17 protein-coding genes are annotated in these 17,483 nt (G+C 69.8%); 6 read left to right on the forward strand and 11 right to left on the reverse strand.

Annotation, left to right across the window (positions count from 1 at the left end):
* Positions 1 to 43 precede the first annotated feature (43 nt).
* Positions 44 to 1,180: a hypothetical protein gene (locus tag ACQPWW_RS13900; RefSeq protein WP_433132711.1), complete on the forward strand. Its 1,137-nt coding sequence runs from the start codon at positions 44 to 46 to the stop codon at positions 1,178 to 1,180.
* 87 nt (positions 1,181 to 1,267) lie between these two features.
* Here the strand turns inward: ACQPWW_RS13900 and ACQPWW_RS13905 are convergent, their stop codons facing one another.
* The 3 genes from ACQPWW_RS13905 to ACQPWW_RS13915 all read right to left on the reverse strand — a co-directional run bounded on the left by ACQPWW_RS13905 (position 1,268) and on the right by ACQPWW_RS13915 (position 3,602).
* Complete coding sequence (locus ACQPWW_RS13905) at positions 1,268 to 1,825, reverse strand: dihydrofolate reductase family protein (RefSeq protein WP_433132713.1); 558 nt, start codon at positions 1,823 to 1,825, stop codon at positions 1,268 to 1,270.
* 132 nt (positions 1,826 to 1,957) lie between these two features.
* Positions 1,958 to 2,530: a DUF642 domain-containing protein gene (locus tag ACQPWW_RS13910; RefSeq protein ID WP_433132715.1), complete on the reverse strand. Its 573-nt coding sequence runs from the start codon at positions 2,528 to 2,530 to the stop codon at positions 1,958 to 1,960.
* A gap of 502 nt (positions 2,531 to 3,032) precedes the next feature.
* Positions 3,033 to 3,602 (reverse strand): AAA family ATPase, encoded by a 570-nt coding sequence (locus tag ACQPWW_RS13915; RefSeq protein ID WP_433132717.1) that lies wholly within the window; start codon positions 3,600 to 3,602, stop codon positions 3,033 to 3,035.
* Between the two features lie 269 nt (positions 3,603 to 3,871).
* On the opposite strand from ACQPWW_RS13915, the gene ACQPWW_RS13920 reads away from it, so the two are divergent.
* Positions 3,872 to 4,837 (forward strand): PQQ-binding-like beta-propeller repeat protein, encoded by a 966-nt coding sequence (locus ACQPWW_RS13920; RefSeq protein WP_433132719.1) that lies wholly within the window; start codon positions 3,872 to 3,874, stop codon positions 4,835 to 4,837.
* Between the two features lie 149 nt (positions 4,838 to 4,986).
* Positions 4,987 to 5,484 (forward strand): LURP-one-related/scramblase family protein, encoded by a 498-nt coding sequence (locus ACQPWW_RS13925; protein ID WP_433132721.1) that lies wholly within the window; start codon positions 4,987 to 4,989, stop codon positions 5,482 to 5,484.
* A gap of 91 nt (positions 5,485 to 5,575) precedes the next feature.
* Here the strand turns inward: ACQPWW_RS13925 and ACQPWW_RS13930 are convergent, their stop codons facing one another.
* Both ACQPWW_RS13930 and ACQPWW_RS13935 read right to left on the reverse strand, forming a co-directional pair.
* Positions 5,576 to 6,310, reverse strand: a complete 735-nt coding sequence (locus ACQPWW_RS13930) for a hypothetical protein (protein WP_433132723.1) — start codon at positions 6,308 to 6,310, stop codon at positions 5,576 to 5,578.
* Between the two features lie 87 nt (positions 6,311 to 6,397).
* On the reverse strand, positions 6,398 to 7,015 hold the full coding sequence (locus ACQPWW_RS13935; protein ID WP_433132725.1) for a TetR/AcrR family transcriptional regulator C-terminal domain-containing protein: 618 nt from the start codon (positions 7,013 to 7,015) through the stop codon (positions 6,398 to 6,400).
* Positions 7,016 to 7,175: 160 nt separating this feature from the next.
* Between ACQPWW_RS13935 and ACQPWW_RS13940 the strand changes: the two genes are divergently transcribed.
* On the forward strand, positions 7,176 to 7,877 hold the full coding sequence (locus tag ACQPWW_RS13940; protein ID WP_433132727.1) for a GNAT family N-acetyltransferase: 702 nt from the start codon (positions 7,176 to 7,178) through the stop codon (positions 7,875 to 7,877).
* A 111-nt stretch (positions 7,878 to 7,988) separates the two neighbouring features.
* On the forward strand, positions 7,989 to 8,210 hold the full coding sequence (locus ACQPWW_RS13945) for a hypothetical protein (protein WP_433132729.1): 222 nt from the start codon (positions 7,989 to 7,991) through the stop codon (positions 8,208 to 8,210).
* A 124-nt stretch (positions 8,211 to 8,334) separates the two neighbouring features.
* On the opposite strand, the gene ACQPWW_RS13950 is transcribed toward ACQPWW_RS13945, so the two are convergent.
* Positions 8,335 to 11,193, reverse strand: a complete 2,859-nt coding sequence (locus ACQPWW_RS13950; RefSeq protein ID WP_433132731.1) for a M48 family metalloprotease — start codon at positions 11,191 to 11,193, stop codon at positions 8,335 to 8,337.
* 291 nt (positions 11,194 to 11,484) lie between these two features.
* Here ACQPWW_RS13950 and ACQPWW_RS13955 point away from each other — a divergent pair, with 291 nt between their 5' ends.
* Positions 11,485 to 12,720, forward strand: a complete 1,236-nt coding sequence (locus ACQPWW_RS13955; protein ID WP_433132733.1) for a low temperature requirement protein A — start codon at positions 11,485 to 11,487, stop codon at positions 12,718 to 12,720.
* A gap of 141 nt (positions 12,721 to 12,861) precedes the next feature.
* On the opposite strand, the gene iolB is transcribed toward ACQPWW_RS13955, so the two are convergent.
* From iolB to ACQPWW_RS13980, 5 genes are all read right to left on the reverse strand, one after another.
* Positions 12,862 to 13,686, reverse strand: coding sequence for a 5-deoxy-glucuronate isomerase (gene iolB, locus ACQPWW_RS13960; RefSeq protein ID WP_433132735.1), 825 nt, complete (start codon positions 13,684 to 13,686; stop codon positions 12,862 to 12,864).
* A 45-nt stretch (positions 13,687 to 13,731) separates the two neighbouring features.
* Entirely contained in the window at positions 13,732 to 14,916 is a 1,185-nt protein-coding gene (locus ACQPWW_RS13965) for a glycoside hydrolase family 88 protein (protein ID WP_433132737.1), read from the reverse strand.
* Positions 14,917 to 14,998: 82 nt separating this feature from the next.
* Entirely contained in the window at positions 14,999 to 15,676 is a 678-nt protein-coding gene (locus ACQPWW_RS13970) for a hypothetical protein (protein ID WP_433132739.1), read from the reverse strand.
* A gap of 5 nt (positions 15,677 to 15,681) precedes the next feature.
* On the reverse strand, positions 15,682 to 16,578 hold the full coding sequence (locus ACQPWW_RS13975) for a carbohydrate ABC transporter permease (protein WP_433132741.1): 897 nt from the start codon (positions 16,576 to 16,578) through the stop codon (positions 15,682 to 15,684).
* Positions 16,578 to 17,441: a carbohydrate ABC transporter permease gene (locus tag ACQPWW_RS13980; protein ID WP_433132743.1), complete on the reverse strand. Its 864-nt coding sequence runs from the start codon at positions 17,439 to 17,441 to the stop codon at positions 16,578 to 16,580. Before ACQPWW_RS13980 ends, ACQPWW_RS13975 begins: the two co-directional genes overlap by 1 nt.
* Between the last annotated feature and the right edge of the window lie 42 nt (positions 17,442 to 17,483).

The following is a 17,483-nucleotide window of genomic DNA, read 5'->3' on the forward strand; positions in this document are numbered from 1 at the left end:
GCGACGCTGAAGGCCACCTACCAACCGAGGAAGAGGGGCCATCATGGTTTCACTGGCACGGCGCGGGCTGTCGGCGGCGACGCTCGCCACGGTGGCGGCAGGCGCATCGTTCCTGCCGGCGACGCCGGTCGCGGCCGCCACCACTTCGGCGTGGAGGGCGACGGTGCCTGCACTGATCCGGGACAGCCGGTTGACCGACGTGGTCGCCACCGGCCCGGACAATGCCTGGTCGGTCGGCTATCAGGCGTCGACCTACACCGGATTCTCGATCGGCGAGCCATACGCGCTGCTGCAGTGGAACGGGCAGGCGTGGACGGAACGGCGACTGCCGCACGAGGCGTTCCTGCTGTACAAGGCCGATGCGGCGAGCGCCGCGGATGTCTGGACGGTGGGCATCGGGAAGCTCGGCCAGTCGTATGCCGGGCATTTCAACGGCCAGACCTGGACGGGACACGCACCGTTGGGCACCTCGGCGGGACCCTCGGCGCTGCTGGACGTGGCGGCCACCGGCGGCGGGCGGGCGGTGCTTGTCGGCCACGACGGCTCCGGGCCGCTCGTCGTCGAAGGCGACACCGGTCAGTTCAACCGGGTGGCGGTGCCGGGGACCGAGCAGTACAACGGAGTCCTGCGAGCGGTCTCGAGCACTCTGGACGGCAGCGTGTTCGCTGCCGGAGACAGGTACGTCACCGACGCCCCCTACCCTGAGCCGACGATCGTGCAGCGGGTCGCTGGCACGTGGCGGGTGGCGGCGTTGCCATCGATTCCCAGCACTCAGCTGACCGGTGTGTGGGCTCGCTCGTCGACCGACGCCTGGGCGGTCGGCACCCAGGACTACGACTCCGCCCCCAAGCCGGTCATCCTGCACTGGGACGGCAGGACGTGGCAGCGGTTGGCCGGACCGGCAGCCGCCGGCCGGGCGTACGCCGTTGCCGGTGACGCGAACGGCAATGTGTGGATCAGCGGCACGAATCCGATCCCGCCGTACATCGAGTACCCGGGCACGCTGTTGCTGCGCTACACCGGCGGCCGGTGGAGTGTCGCGTACGGGCCGAAGGTCGCGGGCAGTGACCCGAGCCTTGACGCCCTGGCCAACGTCCCGGGCACCTCGTCCTTCTGGGGTAGCGGCGCCGTTTCGACAAACGGCCTCGGCATGGCCGGCGTCATCGAGCGCACCGGGTGACGTGCGGGGCGTGAGCATCGGTGCGGCGTGCACCGAAGTGGACCGGGGTGGTTCGCGCTCGCCCGCTCGGACCGCAACTCCTGTGATTCAGCGCGCGCGGCGGTAGTGCATGGCCAACACGCCGTTGCGGAGTGGCTCCGCCGAGAGCAGCTCGAGTTGGCGCGTGCTGGGCAGCCCGCCCTGGTACAGCGTCGGGCCGTGGCCGGCGATCCTGGGATGGAGGAGGAGCTTGTACTCGTCGATCAGGTCCAGCCGGTCGAGCTCGGTCGCGAGCTTGCCGCTTCCGAGGAGGACGCCGGCCGGGGTCGCGTCCTTGAGCTTCTGCACGCCCTCGCGAAGATCGCCGGAGATGTGGTGGCTGTTGGCCCACGGGAAGTCCGTGCGCGTCGACGACACCACGTACTTGGGTTTGGCCTCCAGGTGGACCGCCCACTCGCGCATGGCCGGCGGCGCCTCCTGGTCGCCGCGGGCGACGGCCGGCCAGTGGCCCTCCATCATCTCGTAGGTGACGCGACCCCACAGCATTGCCCCGCTCTCGTCCATGAGACGGGTGAAGAAGACGCGCGTCTCGTCGTCGGCGATCCCCTCCTGGTGGTCGACGCAACCGTCCAGGGTGAGGTTGAGGCTGAAGGTGAGGAGTCCCATGGCCGGCGAGTCTAGGGCCAGGTAACCCCAGGCCGCAGCAGGTCGGCGCAGGGCACCCAGGTCGGTGGGCACATGGGCCTTCGCGGTCACGATCTCGTCCAGGTCGCCGCGGCGTTGCGAGCTGCTCAGTAGTCAGGCTGCTCGGGCGGCCGCGGCCGTGCCTGCGGGGCAGATGACGAGCAGGCAACTATCGACCCGTACGTCGTCGATGACCGGGCCGAAGGCGCCCACCGTGGTGCTGGCGAACTGCAGGACGGTGGTGGCGGACAGGACGTTGGTGAAATATGACGTCCTGTACACGTACCCCATGGCGGATGGCGTGTGGCCAGCGGTGTCGAAGGAGAAACTGTCGATGGTCTGGCCGTTGGCCGTGACCTTGCCCGTCGCGATGAGGGGGCCGTTGTCGGGGTTGCCGGCGAGGGCGTAACTCACTCGATAGGTGGTGAGCAGCTTCGTCGGCAGCGTACGAGCGACAGCACCCGCGTTGAACCCGTTGAGGTCGAGTGACTGGCTGCCTTCGGCAGCCTGCCAGTCGCGGGTCAGGCCGACGGTGCCGGTGGTGACGGTCCACGCGCCGAACTGCTGGCCTGCGGCAAACTCCGTGAAGTCGTTGGTGATGGCGGGGTTTTCAAAGCCGTCGGCGATGACGGGGGCCGCCGCCGCCGGGCTCGCCGTGAGGGCGGTCAGTAGGGCGGACAGCGCCACCGCCAGCGCTACTCCGATTGTCGTGCGATGGGTACGCGAACGCTTCGTTGCCATGCTTGTCCTTCCGGGAGAGGCACCAGTCGGCGCGGGGGCGGGATTCCGTGTCGGGGATCGACCACCGGGGGCTGGACATCGATGCCCTTAAGTGACGTTACGGTGACGCCGCAAAGGATGGCAAGATCGTTCAATTCCCGACAGTCGGCCAAAATCCGACAGCCGTTGAGCATCGGAGGACCTTGACATCCACCCGCCCCGCGAACCACGGACCACGGACCGGCCGCCGCACCGGCACGCACCGGTGACGGCGAGGCGCTGCTGGCTGCCGAACGCCGCCGCCGACCTGCGCCGGCACGGCTCAGCGGGCCCGGCCGGGTTCCTGGACGCGGCCTGTTAGGTCACTGGTGTCGCCATGCCCGGCGTCCCCGCTGGCAGGCTCTCCGCCCGGCGGTCTCCCCGATAACCCGCAGCTCACATACCCCAACCGCACCTGCGAGTACGGCCCTCAGCTCCAGCCTCGTCCAGCCCGGACCCACGCGTCCTGGTCCACCGGTCGAGGGCCCTGTTGCAGCCACGTGATGATGCTCTGCGCGTGTTTCGCAGGTGTGCCCGACGACGATTCCACGCGGAGGGCCTCGTCGAAGTACGGGAACTTCGTGGCGCGTTCGCGGACGAGCGCGTCGTCGAGATCCGTGGCCTGGCGGCGCTCCCGGAATCGGTTCACGGCCTCGTCGGGGGCCACGAAGAACTCGACGACCCAGAGTGGCGCGGGGAAGCGGGCAAACGTCTCCAGCAGGCTGGTTCGCTGATCGCGGCGAGCGTAGGTGCACTCGAGGAACACGATCTCTCCACGATCGACGAACATTCGGGCGAGGAGGTGCGCGGCGTCGTACGCGCGCATGCGGTCGTCACGATTTCGGTCGGATCCGGGGAACAGAAGCTCGAACAGGGTATCGACCTCCAGGTGGATCCGACCCTGACCCGAGGAGGTCCGCTTCTCAGCCAGCACCTTCCCGGCCGCGGTCTTACCCGAGCACGGCGGGCCCGAGAGGACGACGATCCCGTTGCTGGCCATGTCCCTCGCGGTTTCGTGATCGTTGACGACGCTTCCAGCAGGCACACCAGGTCCGAAAGTACCTGAGCCCGGCCCCATGCGGGTCAGCCGAGATCCGCTCGCCGCCGTGGCGCGACCGGCTATGCCGAGGCTTGCGGGTGGGTGGGAGTCTGCGGCGAGCGCCAGCTGTCCACCCTGTCGGCGCGGTGCTGCGCGATACTGAGCTGGTGGATCACTCGATGACGGTGCTCTGGTCACGGCTTCTGCACCTGCGCTCGAGTGAGGCGACGTTGGCGGCGGCGTTCGGTGCCCTTGTCGTGGCGGAGCGGCACTCGCGTCTGGTTCGGCTGGACCCCGAGAGCGGGACGCCGTTGTGGGAGCAGGGTGTTGAGGACTGCTGGGGCACTACCGTCGTCGCGGGGGAGCGCTGTCTCTATCTGAGTCAGGCTGGTGTCCTGCATTGCTTCGACATGCACGACGGGCAGCGGAAGTGGTCGACACCGAACCTGGGCCTGCACCACTACGTCAGTGTCAGTGGGTCAGTCGTCATCCTGGGCGGTTGGCGCGGTTACCGTTCGCCGATACGGGTGGATCTGGCGGATGGTAGGCCCTTCCCGGGCAGGTTGGCCGGGCTCGCGCCAGGCAGCCCCTTGGCCTGGCCGTTGCCTGTGCGCCGGGAACCGGAGCGCGGCTTCGGGGCCGATTCGATAGTCGTCGCGAACGCCAGTCAGGCGAACCTGCTGCTGTTGGACGCCCGGACCGGTGCTACCAGGGATGAGTGGTCGCTGCCCGCGCCGGTCCGCTTTCGCGACTCGGGCATCGCCTTCAGCGTCGGCGAAGATGGCAGCGTCGTCTTCCTCAGCGGTGGTCGCACCGTGATGGCCCTGCACCCCGACAGCGGGGTGGAGGTCCTGTGGCGGCACGATCGTGACCTGCCAGCGCTGCCACCGATCCTCACCGGTCGAACGCTGTGGTTGACCGAAGACACCGGCGTCACCATCATCGACCTCGACCACGGTGCCCGCACCGAGGTGATGGACCTCCCGTACGGTGCCACCTGTGGTGTAGTCCCCGTCCCCGGAGGTGCCCTTCTCGCCCGCGCCGGCAACCACCTCGTGGTGGTGAACCGGGCCGGGGAGATCGCCGCCCGCGTGCGACTTTCCGCCCGCATCGACCGACTACTTCCCGACGGTCGATCTTTGGTACACGCGATGGGCAAAGGTCACCTCACCACACTGGACATTTCGACGAGCTGAGCCGACCACTCCTGGCTCTCGGCTGACGAACGCGCGGTCGTCAGGGGGTGGTGGCCCGGCCACCGAACTGTGTGCGGTCATGGCCGGAGACGCCAGCACGTCGATGACCGTCGGAGGCGCTTCCCCGCGCGTTGGGGGAGAATCGAATCATGTTTGTCATCAGGGAACGGTTCTTCTCGATCGGCGACGACTTCGACGTGCTCGACGAGCACGGCACCAAGGTCTTCCACGTCGACGGCAAGGTGCTCAGCGTCCGCAACAAGGTCGTCATCGAGGACGCCTCCGGCCACGAGGTCGCCACGCTGCACCGGCACCTGGTGGCGCTGCGTCCGACGTACGAGATCCGGATCGGCGGTGAGAAGGCCGCAGAGGTCCGCAAGAAGCTGCTCACGCCGTTCCGCGACAAGTTCACAATCGACGTGCCGGGGCCCAACGACCTGGAGATGAAGGGTGACCTGCTCGATCACGAGTACGTGATCGAACGCGACGGCACCGAGGTGGCCGCGGTCTCCAAGCGGTGGCTGACGATCCGGGACACCTACGCCGTGCAGGTCACCGCCGGTGTCGACCCGCTGCTCATCATCGGCAGCGTCCTCGCGCTCGACCTGGCCCTGGACCGCGACAAGAAAAAGGCCGACGAGGACTGACCCAGCCGGCTCTGCGTCAGGTCTTCGGCCGTCTCGACGAGGCCGTACGACGCGAGCTGGCCGCCACCACCGTCGCGGATACGCTCGTCCGTCAGAGCCGGTGGAGGTCCTCATTGAGCTGGTGGATGACCTGCCACTGTGCCTCGTCCCCCGTGATCGCGGGGAAACCGCCGTGCCGAAAGGCCCAGTTCAGGTACGACACCAGGGGCATGCCGGCCTCGCCGACGAAGTGCGCGTCGGCGGATGCGTCTGGAAGGACGACACCGTAGGCGCCGCCGCCGCTGACGTTGTCCTTGTGGCACTGGTCGGGCGCGACGGGCAGGAGGAATGGTGTGTCCTGGTCTTCCTGCCACGCCTCGAACTCGTCCGCGAAGTACCCGCGGATGTCGCTGTCCGGGTACCGGGAACCCGCCAACTCCAGCACGAGCGGGTCAGCCGCTGCCGAGTTGGGCCACTGCGGGTGCGTGCCCACAAGCCACACGTCGCCCACGATCCGGATCCACGACGACAACACCATCGGGACCGGCCCGAGACGCTGCTCCAGCCAGTGCAGGTGCTCTTCCGCCCCGGGGCCGGGTGGCGTGTGGGGCTCTGTCGGAGTCTGGTTGTCGTCGTTGCGGTGGAATCGGTAGCCCTGCTCGCGCAGGCGCGCGACAAGTGTTTCGATGTTGCTCCGGGCTCGCCGGGCCATCTCGTCGCACACCGCCTGCGCCTCCGGGGCGAAGGCTGGCTCACGGACGCGGCTGCCGAGCTGCCGCAGCTCGTGCCATACCCAGTCTTCTCTGCCGGCGACGTAGCGGTCCACCCAGCCCAGGCGATCGATCATCGTAATCATGCTGCCGCAGGTGATCTGTCGAAGCAACGGTCCACCCGGTCCGGAGCCAGGCCGTAGCGGCGTGGCAGTCCGATGCGGTCAGAGCCCTCCGGTCCGCGTGGCCAGGCGCGTGCGAAGGGAGTCGAGGATCAGGCCGAGGCCGAACGCGAAGCGCTCGTCGAAATCTCCGGGGCCGACGTGGGACAGCGTGGCCGCCAGCGCCGGATACCGACCGGCCGGCACCTGTTCGGCGGTGATGGCGGTGGAGTCTCTCGCCACCTGCTGCTCCTGGGTGATGCCGAGGATGAGATAGAAGATCGTCCAGTGTGCCCAGGAGGCGGTACGGCCGTCGAAGCCAGCCTCGGTCAAGGTCGACACCACTGCCTCGGCGTAGCGAAGCGAGTGCGGGTCCGGACCGCAGGCGATGGTGATCATTCGGGCACCGTCGCGGTGCCCGAGCAGCGCGTCGCGCAGCCGCTGGCTCAGTGTCCGGATCCGCTCGTCCCAGGCCTGCGGCAGCGGCTCGTCGGCGCAGTGCGCGAGCATCTCGTCGGAGGCCAGCTCGAGCAGGCGGCCCTTGCTGGCGGCGTGCCACCGTACGGTGTTGTGCTGCACCCCGAGCCGCTCGGCGACGGCGCGCATGGTGAGCCCGTCCAGCCCACGCTCGTCGAGGACCTGAAGGGCGGCCGAAACGACCTCGCCCCGTGTGGTGCTCACCGCCACCCCCTCGGCTCAGCTGCCCCCACCCCGGCGATGAACTGTACGGGTTCCGCTGCCGCCCCGGCCCCGCGCCACAAGCCTCGCAGACCCGAGGTACCGTTGTCCGCCGGACAAGGTTGTCCGTTGGACAACACGCTGAGCAGGGAGGATGACGGCGATGGCCGCAGCGGACATACCGGACAATCTGGCCTGGTCTGCCCTGACCGGTCCCCAGGCGGACGTCGCCGAGACCCTCGGTCGGGCGGCCCGCTACCGGGCGGGGTTCGCGCCGCTGGCCGCCGTATCCGACTGGGCCGACGATCGAGCCTGGGCCGACCTGCGGGACCTGGTCGGAGCGGGAACCCCGGTGACCGTCGCGGGCGTGGGCCTCGCGGTGCCGGACGGTTGGGAGACCCTGGGGCGGGGGGACGGGCTGCAACTGATCGACGCGGCCGCCGAGGCCGCCGACGACGCCGAGGCCGTGACCCTCACCACCGACGACGTGCCGGAGATGCTCGACCTGGTGGCCCGTACCGAACCGGGGCCGTTCACGCCGCGGGCGACCGAACTGGGCAGGCATCTGGGGATCCGCCGGAACGGCGCCCTCGTCGCGATGGCCGGACAGCGGATGCGGGTGCCCGGCTGGACCGAGATCAGCACCGTCTGCACCGATCCGGCGTATCGCGGCCAAGGACTGGCCAGCCGCCTGGTCAGGGCGCACGTCGCCGAGATCCGTCGCCGCGGCGAAGCGGCGTTCCTGCACGTTTCGGCGAGCAAGGCCGACGCGCTCCGGCTGTATCTCGCAGTAGGTTTCACCGTCCGGACCACTACCGGTTTCGCCGTCGTGCGCACACCAACCGACGAGAAGGCGGACTCATGACCAGCACCACCATCGCGCTGGTGACCGGCGCGAAGAAGGGACTCGGCTTCGAGCCTGGACGTCACGGCGGAGCACATCCTGCCGTACTCCTCGTCGAAGGCGGCGCTGAACATGATCACGGTGCGTTACGCGCAGGCGTTTCAGCGCACCGCCGGCTACGAGCAGATCAGAATCAACTCGGCGTCACCCGGTCACGTCGCCACCGACCTCACCCACCACGGCAGTTCGCGGACCCCCGCCGAGGGCGCCCGGATCATCGTGCGTCTGGCGACGCTGCCCGCCGACGGCCCGAACGGCGGCTACTTCAGCGACGCCGGCGCCCAGCCCTGGTGACCGCAACGGCGACGCGCCGAGAGGTACGGGGAGACCGCCGTGCTCGGCTCGGGTCGACGACGTCGACATCCACCTGCCCCCTATCGACTCGTGCGGCGCCCGGCTGGGTCGGGGCGGCCACCGACTAGCGGGCGAGGGCCGTCACTGTCGACGAGACCGCCGCTTCGAACACCGCCTCGTCCAGCGGCTCCGCGACGGCGGTCAGTTGCACCATCACCAGGTTGTGACCGATCCGGACCAGGCCGAACAGGGTCGTACCGGTGATCCTGCTCGAACCACTGCCGACCGCGAAGTCGTACCGCACCCGCCAGGACTCCTCTCCCACCTGGGGAGCCGCAGGGGCGCTCACTGTGAACCGCACCGGTGAGCCGCCGCGGGCGGTGGCGGTGAACCGGTGGCACGCGGCGCGCGCGGCCTCGGCCTCGTCGAGGAGGGTGTCGGGTACGGGGTGGGCGTACGAGGTGACTGTCACGTCGAGGGTCGACTGCCTGATGCTGTTCGGCACCTTCCTGGTGGCGAATTCGCGACTCTCGTCCACCCGTTCGTCGGACTCGATTCGGCGCAGATAGTCGTCGCGGGCCAACTCCTGGCAGGCCGCCGGTTCGACGACGGTGTCGGAGTCCGGGTTGTCCTGCCGCTGCTGCGGCTTCCAGAACGCCGGCAGTGCCGGCCGGACCGCGTCGGCGGCGGCGCCCGCCTCCGCGACGGTCAGCAGGCGGCCAGGCTCAGCATCGCTCCGGGTACCCGGCGTGGCGCTCGGCCCGACGGTGGTCGGTGACGGCACCTCCACGACCGCCGGCGCGGTGGTCGCCGGCGCCCCGGTCGGCAGCAGGACCGGCCCGCCGGGCAGGCCGATGACCGCGGCGCCCCCGACCAGGAGCGCTGCCGCGACCGGACCCACCGCCGGCCACGCCCGAGGTCGGCTGCCGGTCCGGCCGGTTGGCCATCCGAGCCGGCCAGGTCGTTGTCCGAGACGTTCGGCGAGAGCGGAGAGCCCGACCAGGACGGGGATCGTGAGCACCGCGAGGTAGAGCCACCAGATCACCGGCACACCGACGTACAGCCGAAGCACTGTCGCATCCGCGGTACGACCGGTAATCAACTGGTGCACGAACTGGGACGTGCCGGTCAGCGCCGCGACACCCGCCCCGGCGACAAGGGCCCTCCCCACACCGGCGTCACCGCGTCCGACGGCGAGCACCACGAGTGCCGCCCACCCGGCCAGGGCACAGATCCACTCTCGTTGCTGAAGGAGCGAGAGCGCGGCGTCCAGCGTGGCCGGTGGGTTCCGGAGCGACTGTGCCGAGGCGATGCTCGCACCGATCAACCCGGTCACCGCCACGACGGACAGGACGGCGCGGGTGGCGAGCCGACGCCAGCCGATCAGGGCCACGACCGCCGTCGGCAGGGCCAGGCCCAGCCACGGCCACGGCGCGTCGGGAAGCGCGTAGACCAGCCAGGCACGTGTCGGCGCCGGCCGTTCCAGGCCGCTGGCGAGGAACGGTAACGGCCAGTAGACCGCCGTGACGGTCGCGGAGGCCGCCAGATAGGTGAACCCCTTCCGGAGCGGCGTGAACCGGTCCGGACCCCAGCGGGCCGCCAGCCCGCCCAGCACGGTGCAGGCGGTGACGGCGACCACGCCGGCCAGTGCGACAAGGAGCGCGAACCGCAGATTGATGCCCAGGTTGGCGGTGCCGGTCGGGAACGACGCCCTCCCACCGGTCGTCCCGGTGGGAAAGATGAAGCCGCCCACGGCGAGACCGGCAGCGGCGGCGACGACGGGGAGCCAACGTCGCCACGGTGCAGCGGTGCGTGCCCTGCGACGCAGCGCGGGCGTCAGCCCGAACCCGAGCAGCACACCAACCAGGCTGGCCGGTAACAGGGAGAGATCCCGGTCGAGGGCCAACGTGTTCGTCGCCTGGGCCGCCGCCCCCGCGACGATCGCCGTCACCGCTCCGGTCACCGCGGCCTGCATCGGACCATCAACCGACACCGGCTGCCCGCCGCGCAGGGCGGCGACCCGCCGCTGCGGCGTCGGGTGCCGGGCGAACAGGTGGCGCAGCCGCCCGGGACGGTGCGGTCGGGTTGCGGCAGCAGCCTCCAGGAGCCGGACCAGCGCGGGGGCGTCGCCGGTCCGGTCGACCTGCTGATCCGCCTCGTGCTCGCGCAGTCGCAACACCAGCGCCCGCAGCAGGGCGCTCAGCAGCACCAGCACCAGCGCCTGACCGACCGCGACGACCGGGATCTCGGTCAGCCCCACCCTGCGGATCTCGGACACACTGGCCACCACCACCGCCGGTACGACCAGCCACAGCAGACCACGCACGGCGGAGACCCACCGGACGTCCCGACCTCGCACATGCGCCAACTCGTGGTGGACAACCGGGTCGAACCGCGCCGGATCGCGGTAAGCCACCGCCACCGCGGCCGGCAGCACCACAAGTGGCCGGCCGCCGGGCCGGACGGTGGTGAACGCCTGCCGCACCGACGGTCCCGCCACTACCAGTTCGGGCCGGTGCCGACCGTGCAGCCCGTGCCGATCGCAGAGCTCGGCGAACCGCTGCTCGGCGCCGGCGATGCGGTCCGGGAGTCGGTGGCGGCGCAGTCGCCACCGATCGACAACCGGGGTCAGTGCCATGGTCAGGGCAAGCCCGGCCACCAGCAGGACGCCGCCGGCGAGCATCACCAGCCCACGTACCCGGGCGGGGTCGGACATGCAGGTCAGAAACTGCATGGTCCGGGTGGCGTCGAACTCGGCGGGAACACTCGGGTCGACGTCGTAGGCCCTGGAGCACCGGACCATCGCCTGCGCGTAGGGCTGCGCCAGTGGACGGTGACCGAAGAAGAACATGCTGCCCAGCGCGACACCAACGCCACCCACCACCCCGACGACCTGCAGGTAGAGCCAGAGCAGGGGAGTGGGAGGCCGGTCCGGTCCGCGGGTCGCCGGAACAGTCGGCGGCCGCCCGTCGGTGTGGGTCACTCCGGCGCGGAATCGCGGTGGCGCAGGGCGCACGGTTCCTCGGGGGCGAGCCGAGCCACCCCGGCGCGGGCGGCGGCCTCGACGAGGTCCGGCAACTGCGCGTACGTGTCGACCATGCCACCCTCCAGCGAGTAGGCATCAGGATACGCACGGTCGGCAAGCGTCATCAGTCGTGGAAGTGACTGATGATCAGACCGAAGCATCCGGGCAACGTTTTGCGGCGGGTCGCCGGCTGACGCAACTCCGGTGGCGGCCGGATCGTTGGTGCACCAGGGCGGACGGAGGCGGACGATGACAGCGGGGCGAGGTGCCGAGCTGCTGCGTCCTCCCACCAGTTCGGGCCGCGCGACGTTCCTGGAGCTGTTCTTCGATCTGGCCTTCGTCGTGGCTCTCAGCCGGGTCTCGCAACGATTCGCCGGCTTGAGCGACGACACCGGCTGGGCGCTCGTCACGGGGTTCGGACGTACCCTGCTGCTCTTCTTGGCGCTCTGGTTGATCTGGTCGCACACCGCCTGGATCACCAGCCGTTACGAACCGGAGCAGCCGGTCATTCAGGCCGTCGTGGTCGGCACCATGTTCGCCGGTCTGATCATGGCGGTGACGTTGCCCCGCGCCATGGAGGAGCGAGCACTGCCGTTCGCTGCCGCGTACCTGATGGTGATGGTGGTGCGGCCGCTGGTGGTCGCGGCCGCGCTGCGTGGCCATCCGCGACGGCTGGTGCCGTTCCGGCTCGCCGTGTGGGCTCTGGTGAGCGCGCCGCTGTGGCTGGCTGGCGCGTTGGGTCCGGACGACCTTCGTCTGCCGCTGTGGGTTGCCGCCCTCGCTGTCGACTACATCGCCTGGACCCTGGGCTGGCCGCTGCCGTGGCTCGGCGTCTCGAAGGTGGGTCGGTGGCGGATCGCGGGGAAGCATCTCGCGGACCGCTACCAGCAGATGTTTCTCATCGCGCTCGGTGAGTCGATCCTGGTCATCGGGGTGGTCTTCGGCGGCGCGGACTACTCCGCCGAGCGGGCCGCCGCCTTCGCTGTCGCCTTCTCCACAAGCGCGTTGCTCTGGCGGATCTACTTCCACCGCGCCGGTCTGCTGCTGACGGAGGCGTTCGACAGGGCGGGTATGCCGGCTCGGCTCGGCGCGGCGTCGGAACGGACCCATCTGCTGATCGTGCTCAGCGTGCTCGTCGCCGCGGTCGGCTACGAGCTGGTGATCGATGAACCGTTCGGACCGCCGCGGCCCAGTTGGCTGCTGTTCGTGGTGGGCGGTCCGATGCTGTTCCTCGTCGCCCGGATCCGGCTGGAGTGGGAGATCTTCGGTCAGGTCTCCCGATCCCAGATCATCGGCCTGGCCCTCCTGCTGCTGATCACGCCGGCGTTGGCGCGCTGGGCGCCGATGGTCGGGTTGAGCGCGGTGGCCGGAGTGCTGGCCCTTGTCACGCTCCTCGACGGGATGCGACGGCGGCGACCGCCACCGGAGGTTGCCGTTTCACCGATCGGACCGGACACGTCCGAGGATCGCGACTCCGAGGCCTGACCGCGCGGCCGTGGCGGACCGGCGGCTCCGCAGTAGGGCGAGGTTACCGCCGGCCGGGTCGCGATGGCCTTGTCGATCCCAGCTTGCCACTGGTGACCATCGCGCCCCGGCCGGCGAGGCGAAAGGCGCCAAGGACCGGCGCTACAGGCCCAGGCTGCGCAGGGTCGGCACGGTCTGGCCCACCCAGGCGAGGGCGGCGTCTTCGCGGGCGCCCTGGGTGCGTTGGGTGCCGGCCAGGAACCACAGGAAGTAGGTCGTGTAGCCGGGTGCGCTGACCACTGTGTGGTAGCCCTCGGGCATCATCTGCATCACATGCTCGCGAATGGTGACGTTCTCCTCGTACCCGTCGTCGGTGTAGACCCGGCTGATACCGAACCCGTCCGCCGGGTCGACGCGGTAGTAGTACATCTCCTCGTGTGCGGCCTCGGCGGGCAGGTCGTCGACCCGGTGCCGGTGCGGCGGGTAGGTGCTCCAGTTGCCCGATGGCGTGTAGGTCTCGCCGACGATGAGCCGGCGGGCGGGCAGGTCCGGTTGGGCGATCTCGGTGAGGATCTGGTGGTAGTTGCGGCCGAAGTTGGCCGCTCCCCAGCGGCCGCCCGCGACCTGCTCCGGCGCGATGACGTAGGGGTCGGTGGCCAGGTCGCTGGGAGCGCTGGGGAGGGCGACCTCCACGTCGGTGACGGCCTCGACGGTGACCGAGGAGCCGGCCGGGAGATAGACCGAGTACGGCTTGCCGGAGAACACGTTCGGACGCTCGCCGACCTGCGGGAAGTGGTGGCCGGCGACGGTGAAGTTGGCGGTGCCGCCGAGGATGACGGCAAGGATCTCCCGGTCGCCGGACTCACCGGTCCAGGACTCGCCGGCCGACAGCCGCAGCAGGGTGAAGTCCAGCAGCCGGCAGGGATTGAAGGGCAGCGTGTTCCGGCCGGCGGCGGCGGGAATCGAGCAGTGGTAGCGGTAGTCCATGTTCACCTTTCGCGGATGCGGGGCAGTGCGGGTGGTCGCGGGTGTTCACCAGGGGCTGGTCCAGCCGGGGATGGTGGCGCGGGTGAGGGCTTCCAGGTAGAAGTAGTCGCCCCACAGGGTGCCCTCGTCGACGCCGACGCCCTTGGGCTTGTCGTAGACGCCGTGCAGGATCAGCGCGTTCGAGACCGGATGGCCTTCGGTGGAGTAGTGGTCGATGAGGGAGCGCAGGATCGTGGCGGCGGCTGCCCGGTACCGGCCGGCGCTTGCCGTGTCGGTGAGATTGTCGGCGAGTTCGGCGAGACCACAGGCGGCGATGGCCGCTGCCGAACTGTCCCGCTCCTGACCGCTGCCGTCGCCGAACTCCAGGTCCCAGTACGCGACGTGGTCGTCGGGCAGGTGGGCGAGGAAACGGTCGGCGCAGGCCCTCGCGGCGACCAGCAGCGCGGGGTCGCCGATGTGCCGGTGGTTGAGGCTGAACCCGTAGATACCCCAGGCCTGCCCGCGTGCCCAGCAGGAGTTGTCGGCGTGGCCCTGTTCGGTCTCTCCCCGCAGTGGCACCCCGCTGTCCGGATCCCAGTAGAAGGTGTGGAACGTGGTGCCGTCCGGGCGCAGGATGTGCTGGCGCAGTTGAGCGGTGTGCCGGCGGGCCGCCGCGGCGTAGCGGTCGTCGCCGGTGGTGTGGCTGGCCCAGAAGAGCAGCGGCGTGTTCATGAGGCTGTCGATGATGGTGCGACCGCGTTGGCGCGGGTCGTTGAGGTCGCCCCAGGCCTGGATGATCCCGGCGGGTTCGAGCACGCGGGTCAGCAGGTGGTCGGCCGCGGCGAGAGCCGCAGCCCGGGCCCGCTGGTCGCCGGTACGGCGGGCCGGGGTGACGCAGGCGAGGGTGTAGAGGAACCCGAGGTCGTGGGTGTCCAGGTCGATGCCGTGGGTCACCCGGGCCGCGAAACTGTCCACGTGGGACAGCGCGGCCCGCAGGTGCCGGTCGGCACCGGTCAGGTCATGTGCCAGCCAGAGCATGCCGGGCCAGAAACTGGTGGTCCAGCCGACGTTGGCCCCCTCGGGCTGGCCGGCGGTCGGTGGCCGGAGCGGGTAGCGGTTGGCGTCGGTGGTGTCCGCGGGGTACCGGTCGCCGAACGTGGCGATGTTCGCGTCGACAGTTCGTATCGCGGCGGCCACCGCGGCCGCCGTGGCTTCTGGGTCGGAGCTGGGACGGACGTCGGTCGCCGTCATGGATGCTGTTCTCCCTCGTGGGTCCGGTCCGGTGCCGGGCAGGTGTCATCGGCGTCGCGGCGCGGTGGTCGGAACGTGGTGTTCAGGTGCGCTGGGGTGCGGTCGTCGGTGGATCGAGGGCGGCGCGCAGGGTGAAGCGGCTGTTGGCCCAGACGACGTAGAGCAGCGGCGCGGCGCAGAGGCCGAGCGCGATCGCGGGACGGGCCGCCAGAATCTGGGCGAGCAGCGCGAGCACGAGCAGGGAGGTGGCAGTGAGGTACCACCGGCGCACCGCCAGGTAGACGCTGGCGCGGGCCACCTCGCGCAGCGGCGCGCCGGGTCGCTCGGCGACGGTCACCAACCCCAGCAGCGTTGTCGCGACGGTGAGGACGATCAGGGTCGTCAGCACCGGCAGGGCGAGCGCCCCGACCCGGTGGCCCCACGCGGCGCGGGCGTCGACGGCGAGCACGACCAGGGCAGCCATCGCTGCCCCCGTCCAGAGCGTCGCTGGCCGGGCAGTGGCTCGCCAGGCGCGGCAGTAGGTGCGCAGCACGCCGTCGGAGTCGCCGGCGGAGTAGGCGGACATGACAGCGAAGACCGCGCAGAGCCCGGGTGCGCAGAGCGGGGCGGCCAGCGTGTAGAGCGGCCAGGAGCGCGCCGCGTCGGTGGTGAACGCGAGCGTCACGAGTGGCAGGCAACCGAGCACCAGCAGCAGGTTGGTGAGGAGCGCGACGTAGACCCCGTCGAAGACGGCGGTGATGGTGTGGTGCCGCGATCGCATGGGCCTCAACCCTTCAGTCCGGTGGTGGCGATGCCCTCGATGAAGTGGCGCTGGCCGAGCAGGAAGATGACGGCGACGGGCAGTACGGACAGCACGGAGCCCGTCATGATCAGCGCGTACTCGGCGTTGTACTGGGAGATGAAGGTGTTCAGCCCAAGCTGAATGGTGCGCAACTCCGGACTGCGCAGGTAGATCAGCGGGCCGAGGTAGTCGTTCCAGGTGGTCACGAACGTCAGCAGGGCCAGGCTGGCGAGCGCTGGTCGGGACAACGGCAGCATGATCCGTCGGTAGATGCCGTACTCGCTGAGCCCGTCGACCCGCGCCGATTCGCTGAGTTCCTCGGGGATCGTCTCGTAGAACTGCTTCATCAGGAACACACCGAACGCGCCGAACGCCTGCAGGGCGACGATCGACCACAGGGTGTTCGACAACTGCAACTTCGACATGAGGATGAACTGCGGAATCATGTACGACTGCCAGGGCACCGCGATCGTCCCGACGTACGCCAGGAAGAGCGCGTTGCGGCCGGGGAAGCGGACCCGGGCGAAGCCGTACGCGGCGAAGCTGCCGGTCACCACCTGCAGGAGGGTGACGGCCACCGACAGCAGCAGGGTGTTCCCCAACCACGTCGTCAGGTCCGAGCGCTGCCAGATGTCGAGGTAGTTTCGCCACACCACGGGATCGGGCAGCCAGGTGATCGGGATGGTGAAGACGTCGTTGTTGGTCTTCAACGACGCCACCACCATCCAGTAGAAGGGCAGCAGCAGTCCGGCCGCCGCGAGCACGAGGGCGGCGTACCCGACGAGCCGCCAGCCCCGGGACCCGGCCCGTCGGGTGGGTGTCCTGCGGTCGCCGGGCGCGGCGACGGCCGGTGGGGGCAGGGAGAGGTCGGTAGCGGTCATCAGCTGTTCCTCCGCTTGTTGACCATGAACTGGATGACCGTGATGCTGAAGCAGATGGCGAACAGGACGATGGAGACCGCCGAGGCGTAGCCGAACTGGTTCTCCTCGAAGCCCTTCTGGAAGATGTACTGCGAGAGAACGAGCGTCGACTGGCCCGGTCCGCCGCCGGTCATCACGAGGATGAGGTCGAAGACCTTGAAACTTTCGATGGTGAGCAGCACCGTGACGAAGAAGGTGGTGTGTCGTAGCCCGGGGACCGTCACGTGCACGAACCGCTGCCACGGTGAGGCGCCGTCGGTCTCGGCCGCCTCGTAGAGCTGGGCCGGGATGGTCTGCAGGCCGGCCAGGAACAGCAGCATGTAGTAGCCCATGTACCGCCAGGTGCCGACGATGATGACCGCAGGCATCGACCAGGTCGACGACGTGGTCCAGCCCGGCGGGTTGTCCACCCCGACGGCACCGAGGAGAGCGTTGATCGGGCCGTACTCCGGGCTGAACAACTGGTTCCAGACGATCGCGATCGCCACGATCGAGGTGATGTAGGGGAAGAACGCGACGGTGCGGAAGAACCGTACGCCGCGCAGTTTGCGGTTGAGCAGCAGCGCCAGCCCGAGTGACGCCGCGAGGGTCAGCGGGATGTGGAAGGCGGTGTAGTAGACGGTGTTGCGCAGTGCGGTCCAGAAGCTCGCGTCGCCCCACATCCGCCGGAAGTTGGCGGTACCGGTCCACTCGGCCACCCCGAAGACGTTCCAGTTGGTGAAGGCCACGTAGAACAGCACGGCGACGGGTAGCAGGGTGAGCACGGCGAAGCCGACGAAGTTGGGAAGGATGAACGACCAGCCGGCGACAGTGTTGCGCGACACCAGCCGCCGGTTCCTGGGTCTCGTGCGCGGCAATGTTGCCAT

This window comes from Micromonospora sp. CA-240977, assembly GCF_050942285.1.
Taxonomy (GTDB): domain Bacteria; phylum Actinomycetota; class Actinomycetes; order Mycobacteriales; family Micromonosporaceae; genus Micromonospora.